The organism is Paeniglutamicibacter sp. NPDC012692 (assembly GCF_042901625.1).
GTDB lineage: Bacteria > Actinomycetota > Actinomycetes > Actinomycetales > Micrococcaceae > Paeniglutamicibacter.
The window spans coordinates 20,494-32,497 of sequence record NZ_JBIBDE010000003.1 but is presented as its reverse complement, the minus strand read 5'-3'; the positions used below and the strand labels follow the sequence as shown (position 1 = coordinate 32,497).

Here is a 12,004-nt window from a genome sequence, read left to right as displayed (position 1 = left end):
CCATCCGGGCCGTTTGCAACCAGGCCGGCAACGCACCCGGGTTCAGGCAGGTGTGCGATTCACCCTCTGGCTCATGCCTAGGCGCGCGCGAATTCGGGGACGAGCTGCTCGTAGGTGATGTCGCCCTTCTTGACGCTGCCAAAGCGCAGCGCGAGTTCGGACATCTTTTCCACGGTTTCCCGGGGCGCCTTGAACATCGGCTTCAGCTTCGGCTGCACCTCGGAGACGTAGTGCTCCACGTACTCCGTGGCGATCTCCAGCCCCTTGCCGCCAAGTCCGTTGTCGTTGAGCAGCTTGGCCGCTGCTTCCTTGTTTGCCCCGATCCACTTGCTGGCCTCGTCCTGCGCCGCCAACCAGTTCTGGACCACCTCGGGCTGCTTCTGTGCCATCTCTTCGCGCACAGCGATGGCCACAACCGCCTGGTTGCGCATCAAATCGGGCGCACCCGCTTCGGCGAAGTCGAGCAACACCGTTCCGCCGGTTTCCTTGGCAATGAAGCGAGTTGCCGTCCACTGGACGGTGACGTAGGCGTCGATGCGCTTGGCCTTGATGTTCGGGATCCCCTGGGCGGTGGGACCAACGGCCAGCACAGTGACGTCGCCGGGCTTCATGCCCGCCAGCTCAAGGGCCAACCGCAATTGCAGGTCGCCGCCGGCGCCAACGGCAGAGACGCCGATCTTCTTGCCCTTCAGGGAGCGCATCTTCTCCTCGAAGCTTGCATCCGCGGCCGGCCACTGGCTGTTCGGGCCGCCAACAATCCCATAGGTGGTTTCGAGGGTCCGGAAGCCCACCAGCACCGGGCGCTTGCCCTTGGAGCTGTTCGCGTGGGTCGCCATCAACAGGCCGGTATCGGAGGCGTAACCGTCGGCGGCGCCGGCAACCATCAGCTGGAATGCCTGGACACCGCTTTGCGGGGTCACGTGCTTGGGAACCTCGAGCTGGTGCGAGGTGTAGAACTTGTTTTGCAGGTTGATGGTGTCAAGGAAGTACGCATCGCCCGGGAACGCCGCAACGCCGAACTTCTGCATGGCACCGGTCGCCGCAGGCGCCGCGTTGCTCCCGCAGCCTGCCAGCAGCGAGGCAGAGCCAAGCGCTGCGGTGCCCAGGCCGACGTACTTCAGCAGTGATCGGCGCGAGACTCCGTTGTCCAATGCCCGCAGACCGCCAAAAGGCGATCCGCCATTCTTTGACTCAAACATTCATTCTCCTGTGTGGTTGATTCGTGCTTGGTGATAGTGGTTGCTTTGAATGCAAAATCTTGTTGACTCTGGTCCCGGCACGATCCATGGCCGATACTCACGCTGCCTCGCCATCGGCGAGACATTGATGTGCGGCGGGCACCTTGTCACGAAATCCACCCGACTGCTCGGCTTCCCTCGGCGTTGACAGTCCGTCGCAAGATTTCCGGTGTTGCAGGCTCCAGTGGATCCCCGTGGCCAAGTGGTTCTTGGCCAATCCACGGCCTGGATTCACGGTCTGGGCATTTTCCCCGGCGCATTTGGCACCCGGGATCCGCCTCTCGAACAGGAACCGTCGACTCGAACAATTGCGGTTTCGAATGTGGGCTCAAGCGTCTTCGAGATCACCTGCGGGACCAATCCCGCGGATTCGATACCAGTGTCGGAGCCACGCGTCCGGGCTGTTTCAACTGACATGTGGGAGCACCTCACTGTGGGCATCGGATCCGGACGGCGAACTCGAACACCCGGTGTGACCCAAGTCTCTTCAAGGAATGGACCCATTGGAAGCGCAACAACAAGTGCAGGGTGATAGCAGACAGCTATCGACTGTTGAACAGGGAGTGGACACAAAAAATCCCCCGTACCGCGGTGGCGGTACGGGGGATTTTGAACCAGTTAGGCCTTGGCTGCTGCCGCTGCCGCGCGGGCCTCACGGCGGGCGCGCTGGCGCTTGAGCTCGTTGCGGGCCAGGGAGTTCTTGTGGACCTCGTCCGGGCCGTCGGCGAACCGGATGGTGCGCGCATAGGCGAAGGATGAGGCCAGGAAGAAGTCCTGCGAGAGCCCCGCGGCGCCGTGCACCTGGATGGCCTTGTCAAGGATCCACTCCACGGTCGACGGGGTGGCGATCTTGATGGCCTGGATCTCGGTGTGGGCTTCCTTGTTGCCCACGGTGTCCATCAGCCAGGCGGTCTTGAGGACCATCAGGCGCAGCTGCTCGAGCTTGACTCGGGACTCGGCGATCCAGTCGCGGATCACGCCCTGGTCGCTCAGCTTCTTGCCGAATGCCACGCGGTCATCCGCACGTTCGCACATCATGGAGATGGCGCGCTCGGCCATGCCGATGGCACGCATGCAGTGGTGGATGCGTCCGGGGCCCAGACGGGCCTGCGCGATGGCGAAGCCGTCGCCCTCCCCGCCGATGATGTTGGTGACCGGAACGCGGACGTTCTCGAACACCAGCTCGGCGTGGCCGCCGTTGTAGTGGTCCTCGTAGCCGAAGATCTTCATGGCACGCTTGACGGTCAGGCCGGGGGTGTCGCGCGGAACCAGGATCTGGCTTTGCTGGCGGTGGCGCTCGGCGGTGGGGTCGGTCTTGCCCATCACGATGAAGATCTTCGCGTTGGGGTTCATGGCGCCCGTGATGAACCACTTGGAGCCGTTGATCACGTATTCGTCACCGTCACGCACGATCGAGGTCTCGATGTTGGTTGCATCGGAGGATGCGACCTTGGGCTCGGTCATCGCGAAGGCCGAGCGGATCTCGCCGTTGAGCAGCGGCTTGAGCCACTTTTCCTTCTGCTCTTCGGTGCCGAACTGCGCCAGCAGCTCCATGTTTCCGGTGTCCGGGGCCGCGCAGTTCAGTGCGGCCGGGGCCAGCGTGCGGGCGCGTCCGGTGATCTCGGACAGCGCCGCGTACTGCACGTTGGTCAGCCCTGCACCTTCTTCGCCGGGAAGGAAGAGGTTCCACAGCCCGCGGCTGCGGGCCTCGGCACGAAGCTCGTTCAGGATCTTCGACTCGGACCACGCGTACGGGTCCGGCATGCCCTTGAGCTCCTCCGCAAACGCCTCCTCGTTCGGGTACACGTACCCGTACATGAAGTCGACAAGTTCCTTCTTGAGCAGTTCAGTCCGCTCGTCGGTCGAGAAATCCATTTACTTGTACTCCTTCATTGATTCGAGTCCGAGTTCCAGCAGCAAGGGAACCGTGCTGCCGCTATCCTCGAAGCCTTCGCCAACAGTCTGGCGGTTGATGTGTCTGAAGCGGACTCCCTCGGAGATCCCGGCGAGCTTGAAGCAGGCCAGTCCCAGGTGGAATCCGAAGCCGTCCAGCGAGCGTCCGCTCTCGGCTTCGTATTGCGCCATGATCTCCTCCGCGGAGGGGTATCCCGGCGCCAGGGTGACGTCGTAGGTGGCCGGATCCGTGGTTTCACGGCCGGCGACGATCTTGGCGCGGCGCTGGTAGGTCAGCATCAGCGCCAGGTCGAGCAGCGGGTCCCCGAGCGTGGCCATCTCCCAGTCGATGACAGCCGCGGGCAGGTCGTCGGCACCCATCAGCACGTTGTCCAGGCGGAAGTCGCCATGGACGATGCCCGATGCGGACTTCTCCGGAACTGCGGCAACGAGCTTTTCGTACAGCTCGTCGGCGCCGGGGAGTTCGCGGGTGAACGAGGCATCGAGCTGGGTCTTCCAGCGCTTCACCTGACGTCCCAGGAAGCCCTCGGGCCGGCCGAAGTCGCCCAGTCCGGCCTGGGCCGGATCCACGCTGTGCAGCTTCGCCAACGTGCTCACCAGCTCGGTGCCGATGGCCCGCGTGCGGTCCTCGCCGAGCGCCTTGAGTTCATCGGCGTACCTGTAGGGTACGCCCTCGATCCGCTCCATGATGTAGAAGTCGGCGCCCAGCACGTCCTTGTCGCCGCAGTAGGCGACCATCTTGGCGACGGGGACGTTGGTGGTGCTCAGCGCATCCGCCATCTTGTACTCGCGGCGCATGTCGTGGGCCGTGGCCATGATGGTGCCCAGCGGCGGGCGACGCAGGATCCACTGCTGGACCCCGTCGGTGAGCTCGTAGGTCAGGTTCGACTTCCCGCCGGTGATCAGGCTGGCCGAGAGTTCCCCGGCAACCACGCCGGGGAGTTCCTTGGCCAGCCAGTCGGTGACCCGGTCGAGGTCGAGTCCGGTCGGCGAAACTGTATGCGTTGAAATGTCTTGGTCCTCTGCAATGTTCGTCATGTCGCTCATGCCCTCGCGAAGTCAGGAACGAGCTGTTCGTAGGTGATGGCACCCTTCTTGACGCTTCCGAAGCGCAGGGCCAGTTCGGCCATGTGCTCGACGGTTTCCCGCGGCGCCTTGAACATCGGCTGGAGCTTCGGTTCGACCTCGGTCACGTAGTGCTCGATGTATGCCGTGGCGATGTCGGGCGCCTTGCCGCCGAGTCCGCTGGAGTTGAGCAATTCGGCCGCTGCGGCCTTGTTGTTCTTGATCCACTGGCGGGCGTCGTCCTGGGCGGCCAGCCAGTTCTGGACGACCTCCGGGTGCTGCTGCGCCATTTCCTCGCGGACTGCAATCGCGAGCACCGCCTGGTTGCGCATCTTGTCCGGCACGCTCGCCTCGGCGAAGTCGATCACGATCGTTCCGCCGGTCTCCTGGGCGATGAAACGCGTCGACGTCCACTGGACGGTGACGTAGGCGTCGATGCGCCCGGCCTTCAGGTTCGGGATCGCCTGGGCGCTGGGGCCCACGGCAAGCGCCGTGACGTCGTCGTACTTCATTCCGGCCGTCTCAAGGGCAAGCTTCAGCTGCAGGTCGCCGCCCGAGCCGACGCTCGTGACGCCGATCTTCTTGCCCTTCAGCGAGCGGATCTTCTCTTCGAAGCTCGCGTCGGCGCTTGGCCAGGTGACATCCTTGCTGCCGACGATCCCGTAGGTGGTTTCGACGGCACGGAAGCCGACGAGCACCGGACGCTTGCCCTTGGAGCTGTTCGCGTGGGTTGCCATCAGGAGCCCCGTGTCGGCGGCGTACCCGTCAACGGCACCGGCGACCATCAGCTGGAACGACTGGACGCCGCTTTGCGGGCTGACGTGCTTGGGGACCTCGAGCTTGTGGTTCGCGTAGTCCTTGTTGGCAAGGTTGACCGCATCAAAGAAGTAGGCGTCGCCGGGGAACGACGCGACGGAGAACTTCTGGGCCTGGCCGGCCGAGGCGGTGCCTGCGCCGGAACCGCCGCAGCCCGCCAGCAACGGGACCGAGCCAAGTGCCGCAGTGCCAAGGCCGAGGTACTTCAGCATTGAACGTCGCGAGACCCCGTTGTCCAACGTCCGCAGAACGCCCAAGGGCGATCCGCCATTCTGTGACTCAAACATTCATACTCCTGTTTGGTTGATTCGTGCCTGACGGCCTGAGCTGTGCTCGTTTCCGGCCTGGGTACAACGTGGCTAGCTGTCGCTCCCCGCGTGCTCCATGACCACTCGGCCCACCGTCTTGCCATCGGCAAGCCGCTGAAGTCCCGCCGGGACGCCGTCCAAGGTGAACCGTTCGCTGACGAAGGGGCTAATCGCCCCGGAGTCCGCCAGCCTGACCAGTTCCTTGTGGCAGTCGTCGACGGCCGCCGGGTTCTTGGTGTTGTACAGGCCCCAGTGGATGCCGAGGATCGAGTAGTTCTTCACCAGTGCGTGGTTCAACGAAACCTTCTGGATCTCCCCGCCGGCGAAGCCGACGACGATGATCCGGCCCTCGAATGCGATGCACTTGGTCGAGCGCTGGTAGGTCTCTCCGCCGACCGGGTCGTAGATGACGTCCGCGCCCTTGCCGCCGGTGAACACCTTGACCTGCTCGACGAAGTCGTCCTTGCGGCGGTCGATGACCAGGTCCGCGCCGAGCTTCCGGGCGTATTCTGCCTTGGCTTCCCCGCCGACCACGCCGATGACCTTGGCGCCTGCAGCCTTGCCGAGCTGGATGGCTGCGCTGCCCACCCCGCCCGCGGCGGCGTGGACCAGCAGCGTCTCGCCGGGCTGGATCCGGGCCAGCCGGTGCAGGCCGAACCAGCCGGTCTGGTATCCGATGAACAGGCTGGCGGCCTGCGCGTCGTCAAGCGACTCGGGCGCCTGGTGCACCTTGTCCTGGTCCATCAGCGCGTACTCGGCGAAGCCGCCGTGCGGAAGCGTGGTCAGGCCCAGCACCCTGTCGCCCACCGCGGCACGGGTGACGCCCGGGCCTGTGGAAACGACCTCGGCGCAAACCTCGCGACCGGGGGTGAACGGCAGTTCGGGCTTGACCTGGTAGACGCCGCGGCACATCAACACGTCCGGGAAGTTGGCGGCCGAGGCAAGCACGCGCACCACGACCTGGCCTTCGCCCGGTACCGGAACCGCGCGTTCAACAAGCTGCAGGGCATCGACGGGTTCACCGAGTTCGGTGACCGACCATGCCTTCAGGGTGCTGGGGATCGACATGGTTACTCCGACTCGAACTGGATCAGCGCCTGGCCGGGGGCCACGACGTCGCCCTCTGCCACGTCAACCGAAAGCACGGTGCCGGCGTCCTCGGCCGTGACCGGGATTTCCATCTTCATGGCCTCGAGGATCATGAAGACGTCGTCTTCCTCGACCTTGTCGCCCGGGGCCACGAGGATCTTCCACACGTTGGCGCCCATGTCAGCCGCAATTGTCTCTGCCATTTTCATGCACTCCTTTTGGCCAGCTTGGCCTGTTCTTTAAGTCGTATCTGGATGCGCTCCACCAGTCCGGTGTCGTAGCGTCCATCGGTGAATTCCTCGTCGGCGAGGATCTCCTCGAGGAACGGCTGGTTGGTGACCAGGCCCTCGATCTCGAAGTCCTCGCTGGCCTTGATGGCGCGGGCCAGGGCCTCCTCGCGGGTTTCCCCGTACGCGCAGACCTTGGCAACCAGCGAATCGAAGTGCGGGGTGACCTCGGTACCGGCCACGTAGCCGGAATCAACCCGGATACCCGGACCGGTCGGCTCCACCCATGCATCGATGGGGCCGGGGCGCGGGAAGAACTTCTTGGGGTCTTCCGCACAGATGCGCAGTTCGAACGCGTGTCCTCGCTGCACCGGGTTGAAATCTGCGGTGGTGGTGCCCGATGCCGCGATGCTCAGCTGCTGCTCGATCAGGTCCACACCGTGGGTGAGTTCGGTGATCGGGTGCTCAACCTGGATGCGGGTGTTCATTTCCAGGAACACGAAGTCCCCGGTGACGGTGTCGAGCAGGAACTCAACGGTGCCCGCGTTGCGGTAGCCAACGGCGGCCGCGGAGTCGATGGCGCACTGGATCAAGCGGGCGCGGATCTCCGGGTCCAGGTTCGGCGCCGGGGATTCCTCGATCAGCTTCTGGTGGCGGCGCTGGGTCGAGCAGTCGCGCTCGCCAAAGCCGACAATCGTGCCGTCGTCCAGGCCCAGGACCTGGATCTCGATGTGGCGTGCGGACTGCACGAAACGCTCGATGAAGACGCGGTCGGAGCCAAAGCTGCGCTCGGACATCGACTTGGTGCTCTCAAACGCCTTGCGCAGTTCCTCGGCGTCGTAGGCAACGGCCATGCCGATGCCGCCACCGCCGGAGGAGGCCTTGACCATGACCGGGTAGCCGACCTTCTCGGCCTCTGCAACAGCCTCGTCGCCGGTCTTCAGCGCCGCACCCGCGTCGCCGGAAATCGGCACGCCTGCGACTGCAACAGCACGGCGGGACTCGACCTTGTCACCCATGACCTCGATAACCTCGGCCGACGGGCCGACCCAGGTCAACCCGGCGTTGGCAACGTCGCGGGCAAAGCCGGCGTTCTCGGCCAGGAACCCGTAGCCCGGGTGGATTGCGGTGGCGCCGTGTTCCTTGGCGATCGCAATGATCTGGTCCTTGTCCAGGTAGGACTTGACCGGGACCTCGCCCTCGAGCTGGACGGCGTGGTCGGCCTCGGCGACGTACGGGAGGCCCGCATCGACCGGGTGGTAGATGGCGACGGTGCGTACACCGACGCGCTTGGCGGTCCTGATGATGCGTCGTGCGATTTCGCCGCGGTTGGCGATCAGCAGACTATCCGGGAATGAACTCATGATGCGCTCCTTAGAAGCTCGTGGGCCAGGTGCGCAACAGGTGTTCGCCAACACCGTTGGTCCGGGCACGGTAGTGGTCCTTCAGGGCGCCGAGGATGAACTCGCGCGTTTCGGACGGATCGATGACCTGCTCGAAGCCGAAGACCTGGGCGACGTCGTAGGCGGTGGTGCCCTTGTTCATCTCCGCGAGGCGCAGCTCGTACATCTCCGGGTCGGTTTCCTTGTCGATGCCGTGCACCACGGAAACCGCTGAGGTCGGATCCATGAAGCTGACCTCGGAGGACCACCAGCCGGCGGTGGCGTCGGCGGTGCCGCCGCCACCCATGTTGATCAGGGCCTGGCCGTAGTTCTTGCGCATGGTGACGGCGATCTTCGGCACGGTGACCAGCGACAGCGCGTTCATCCAGTTGATGATCTTGCCGGCGACCTTGCTGCGCTCGGCCTCGAGGCCGATCAGGAAGCCAGGCTGGTCAACGAGGTGGATGATCGGGATGTTGTAGGAGTCGCACATCACCAGGAAGCTGGTGGCCTTGTCGCAGGCCTGGCCGTCCAGGGCGCCGCCCTTGAACATCGGGTTGTTGGCGATGATGCCGACCGACTGGCCGCCGATGCGGGCCAGCGAGGTGACCAGGGACTTGCCGTAGCGGGCCTTGATCGGGAACACCGAGCCGGTGTCCGCGATGATCTCGATGACCTTGCGCACGTCGTAGGTCTTGGTGCGTTCCTGGGGAACAATTTCCTTGATTTCCTCGGCGCGTTCGCCGGACCCGTGGGGGATCGGCGCGAGCGGCGGGGTCTCGCCGTTGTGCGAGGGCAGGTAGGAGAGGAAGCGGCGGATCAGTTCGATCGCTTCCTCGTCGGTGTCGGCGACGGCGTCGGCGAAGCCGGTGACCTCCGCGTGCATCTTCCAGCCGCCGAGTTCCTGCGCGTCGACCTGCTGGCCGGTGGCGCGGGCCACCAGGTTGGGGCTGGACACCGCGAGCACCGCGCCCTTGCGGAAGACCGCGAAGTCGGAGGCCATGGTGTGCCAGGCGGCCGAGCCGAAGCAGTAGCCGAAGGCCGCGGATACCCACGGGCTTTCGCGCTGGCGCAGGAAGCGGGTCTTGCCGCTGGCGGAGCCCATGCCGGTACCGCCCATGGCGTCGGGCATGCGCACGCCGGTCGACTCGGACAGGTAGACCAGCGGCTGGCCGGTGCGGACGACCAGTTCCTTGAAGTGGGCCATCTTCTTGTTGCTGATCGGGGACGAGGACGATCCCTTGACGGTGAAGTCGTAGGCGACAACGCTTGCGCGGCGGCCGTCGACCTCGCCGGTGCCGGTGATCTTGCCGTCGGCCGGGGTCTTGTCCCGGTCCGCAGGCACTGCGGAGGTCACGAACAGGCCGGATTCGCGGAAGGTTCCCGGATCCAGCAGCAGGGCGATGCGCTCGCGTGCGTTCAGCTGGCCCTTGTCGCGGCGGGCCTCAAGCTTCCGGGCCCCGCCCATGGCCAGCGCGGCCGCGCGCTTCTTCTCGTGCGCCTGCTCGCGGGTGAGCGGGGCTTCCTCGGCGATGGTCGCGTCGATCTTGACTGCTTCGGTTGTCATCTCTACTGCCTTCCGTCTGCGCCAAGCGACGCCTGGTGGATCTGCTTGCTCTGTTCGAGCACTGCCCGTGAGGCCAGTGCCGCGTCTTCGAAGGCGCCGAAGACGGGGATGCCGATGGACCGCGCACGCTGCGCGTATTCCTTGACCATGTCGCCCGTGCCGGCGCTGCCGTCGGACTTCAGCACCAGGAGCTGGTGGGTGTTTGACTTGGATTCGTCGCGGGCCGCGGCGATCGAGTCGATGATGGTTCCGGTCACGTCGCCGTGGGTGGCCCCGAGGTTGCGCTGGATGATGCCCACGTTCAGGTGGGTGATCAGCACCGCGGGTTCGCTGCCGGCCAGCACGACCTTGAGGATGTCCCCTGCCACGCCGCCGCTCTTGACGGCCAGCGTTCCGGCCGGCACGTCGATCGGGTTGTGGAACCCGTTGCCCGGCGGAACCTCGAGGGATTCCAGCTCGGCAATGACGGATTCCGGGAGCGGCGTGGTGGAGATGCCCTGGCGGTCGAGTGCGTCGGCGCCGAGCACGCTGGCTCCGCCGCCGTTGCCGAACAGGACGGCCTCGTTGCCGTTTGGCTTGACGCCGAGGTCGACGGTCGAGAGCGCGTGAAGCGCCGTTGCGAAGTCGGCGAGGGAATCGACGAGGGTGATTCCGGCCTGGCGGGCGATGGCCGGCCACAGCCGGTGGTTGCCTGCCAGGGCGCCGGTGTGGCTGGTGGCTGCGCGCGAACCGCCGCTGGTGCGTCCGCCTGCCAGCAGGACCACCGGCTTGCGGGTAACGGCGTCGTCGAGCACGTCCAGGACCTCGCGGGCGATGCTGAGGGACTCCAGGTACAGGCCGATGACGCGGACCTCGTCGTTGCCCAGGTGGGAGGAGACGAGTTCGGCGGCGCTGACGTCGGCGCTGTTGCCGATGCTGACGACCGAGTGGAAGTCGATGCCGCTGGAGGCGCCGACGCGCAGGATGTCGACCGACAGCCCGCCGCTCTGCGAGACCACCGCGGTGGTGCCCGGGGTCAGCGGTGCCTCGGGGACGAAGGAGAGCTTCCCGGCCGAGGCGTGGGTGCCCAGGCAGTTCGGGCCGATCAGGCGGATGCCCGCGTCGCGGACCGTCGACACGAGGTTTGCCTCGAGTTCGATGCCCTCCTCGACTTCGCTGAAGCCGCTGGAGACGACCTGTGCGAAGCGCACGCGTCCGGCACCGGCGCCCAGGGCCTCGGCGACGCGTGCCGCCGGCAGTGCCACGAAGGCGTAGTCGATCGGTTCGGCCACTTCGGCCAGCGAGGCAACGGCCGGTAGGCCCTCGATGACGTCGGTGGTCGGGTTGACCGGAATGATGGTGCCGTCGAAGCCGCCGGCAAGGATGTTGCGGATGAAGCGGTTGGCCAGGTTCGGGCGCTTGCCGCTGGCGCCGAGCACCGCGATGCGGCGCGGGGCGAACAGCGGGGTGAAGTCGGTGGCCTTGGCCTGGTTCGCGGTGGCCTGCTTGGCCTCGACCTCTCCGACGACGAAGCGGGCATCGACCGCCACGGCGCGGGTGTCGGAAACGATGACCGGGTTCAGGTCGATTTCCGTGACGTCTTCCGGCAGCGAGGCCAGCAGCCCGGTGGGGCCGGCGAGGCGGGAGATCAGGGCGACCAGCGCGTCGATGTCTGCCTTGACGCCGCCGCGGGCGCCGTTGAGCACCTTCATGCCGCGCAATTCGGCGAGCATGTCGCGGATCTGGTTTTCGGACAGCGGCGCCAGGCCGAAGGCCACGTCTTCGAAGACCTCGACCAGCACGCCGCCCAGGCCGACCATGACGGTCCAGCCCAGCCCGGGGGCGCGCACGGCGCCGACAATGATTTCGTGGCCGGCCGGGACCATTTCCTCGACCAGCAGGCCATCGAGCTCGTGGCCGAAGGAGGCCAGGGATTCGCGCATCTGCAGCGCGACTTCATCGAGCTCGGAGCGGGTGACGCCGACGCGGACTCCGCCGGCGTCGGACTTGTGCACGAGCGTCGTCGAGATCGCCTTGACGACCAATGGCTCGCGCAGGTGGGCCGGAAGTTCCTGGCCCACTTCGATTTCCACGCCCTGGGGGGTATCGATCCCGAATGCCGAGAGCAGGGACTTTCCCTCTGCTTCGGTGAACATGGCCGATTCGCGGTTCTTGGCCTGGGCAATGAACTCGACGATTGTTTCAGAGCCACTCGTCTGGGCTGTATCGACTAACAACTGGGGCACCTCACTGGACGTCGGATCCGGACGGCAAACTATCGCATCCGGTGTGACTTCAGTCTCTCCAGTGATACCTGCGCTGGGAAGCTCGCCAGCGCTGGCAGGGTGATACCACCGCGCTATCGGGACTCCGCGGCCGACGCGCTTTCCGGGGCCGGGCAATCGGCGCCGCGCCCCGG

The 12,004-nt window shown here is 65.7% G+C and carries 9 protein-coding genes; all 9 read right to left on the bottom strand.

Translation table 11 applies throughout. The features are described 5' to 3' along the window. Nucleotides 1-77: 77 nt before the first annotated feature. Nucleotides 78-1,199 (bottom strand): ABC transporter substrate-binding protein, encoded by a 1,122-nt coding sequence (locus ACFY5D_RS12220; RefSeq protein WP_387529882.1) that lies wholly within the window; start codon nt 1,197-1,199, stop codon nt 78-80. Between the two features lie 657 nt (nt 1,200-1,856). Next, nucleotides 1,857-3,113, bottom strand: a complete 1,257-nt coding sequence (locus ACFY5D_RS12215; RefSeq protein ID WP_387529879.1) for an acyl-CoA dehydrogenase family protein — start codon at nt 3,111-3,113, stop codon at nt 1,857-1,859. Then, the gene (locus ACFY5D_RS12210; RefSeq protein ID WP_387529876.1) at nt 3,114-4,190 is read right to left on the bottom strand and encodes a phosphotransferase family protein; all 1,077 of its coding nucleotides are present in this window, start codon (nt 4,188-4,190) and stop codon (nt 3,114-3,116) included. Nucleotides 4,191-4,195: 5 nt separating this feature from the next. Further along, complete coding sequence (locus ACFY5D_RS12205) at nt 4,196-5,320, bottom strand: ABC transporter substrate-binding protein (RefSeq protein WP_387529873.1); 1,125 nt, start codon at nt 5,318-5,320, stop codon at nt 4,196-4,198. Nucleotides 5,321-5,392: 72 nt separating this feature from the next. After that, the gene (locus ACFY5D_RS12200; protein WP_387529870.1) at nt 5,393-6,409 is read right to left on the bottom strand and encodes an NADPH:quinone oxidoreductase family protein; all 1,017 of its coding nucleotides are present in this window, start codon (nt 6,407-6,409) and stop codon (nt 5,393-5,395) included. Nucleotides 6,410-6,411: 2 nt separating this feature from the next. After that, nucleotides 6,412-6,633: a biotin/lipoyl-binding carrier protein gene (locus tag ACFY5D_RS12195; protein ID WP_387529867.1), complete on the bottom strand. Its 222-nt coding sequence runs from the start codon at nt 6,631-6,633 to the stop codon at nt 6,412-6,414. Between the two features lie 2 nt (nt 6,634-6,635). Continuing rightward, a complete protein-coding gene (locus tag ACFY5D_RS12190) occupies nt 6,636-8,021 on the bottom strand; it encodes an acetyl/propionyl/methylcrotonyl-CoA carboxylase subunit alpha (protein ID WP_387529865.1) in 1,386 nt (461 codons plus the stop codon). 10 nt (nt 8,022-8,031) lie between these two features. Further along, complete coding sequence (locus tag ACFY5D_RS12185; protein ID WP_387529862.1) at nt 8,032-9,606, bottom strand: acyl-CoA carboxylase subunit beta; 1,575 nt, start codon at nt 9,604-9,606, stop codon at nt 8,032-8,034. Between the two features lie 2 nt (nt 9,607-9,608). Next, nucleotides 9,609-11,822 carry an acetate--CoA ligase family protein gene (locus ACFY5D_RS12180; RefSeq protein WP_387529859.1) on the bottom strand — a complete coding sequence of 738 codons (2,214 nt, stop codon included), beginning with the start codon at nt 11,820-11,822 and terminating at the stop codon, nt 9,609-9,611. Nucleotides 11,823-12,004 lie beyond the last annotated feature (182 nt).

Excerpts from the sequence above, each read along its gene's own strand:
- ACFY5D_RS12220 (WP_387529882.1), bottom strand. The coding sequence starts at position 1,199 with ATGTTTGAGTCAAAGAATGGCGGATCGCCTTTTGGCGGTCTGCGGGCA.
- ACFY5D_RS12215 (WP_387529879.1), bottom strand. The coding sequence starts at position 3,113 with ATGGATTTCTCGACCGACGAGCGGACTGAACTGCTCAAGAAGGAACTT.
- ACFY5D_RS12210 (WP_387529876.1), bottom strand. The coding sequence starts at position 4,190 with ATGACGAACATTGCAGAGGACCAAGACATTTCAACGCATACAGTTTCG.
- ACFY5D_RS12205 (WP_387529873.1), bottom strand. The coding sequence starts at position 5,320 with ATGTTTGAGTCACAGAATGGCGGATCGCCCTTGGGCGTTCTGCGGACG.
- ACFY5D_RS12200 (WP_387529870.1), bottom strand. The coding sequence starts at position 6,409 with ATGTCGATCCCCAGCACCCTGAAGGCATGGTCGGTCACCGAACTCGGT.
- ACFY5D_RS12195 (WP_387529867.1), bottom strand. The coding sequence starts at position 6,633 with ATGGCAGAGACAATTGCGGCTGACATGGGCGCCAACGTGTGGAAGATC.
- ACFY5D_RS12190 (WP_387529865.1), bottom strand. The coding sequence starts at position 8,021 with ATGAGTTCATTCCCGGATAGTCTGCTGATCGCCAACCGCGGCGAAATC.
- ACFY5D_RS12185 (WP_387529862.1), bottom strand. The coding sequence starts at position 9,606 with ATGACAACCGAAGCAGTCAAGATCGACGCGACCATCGCCGAGGAAGCC.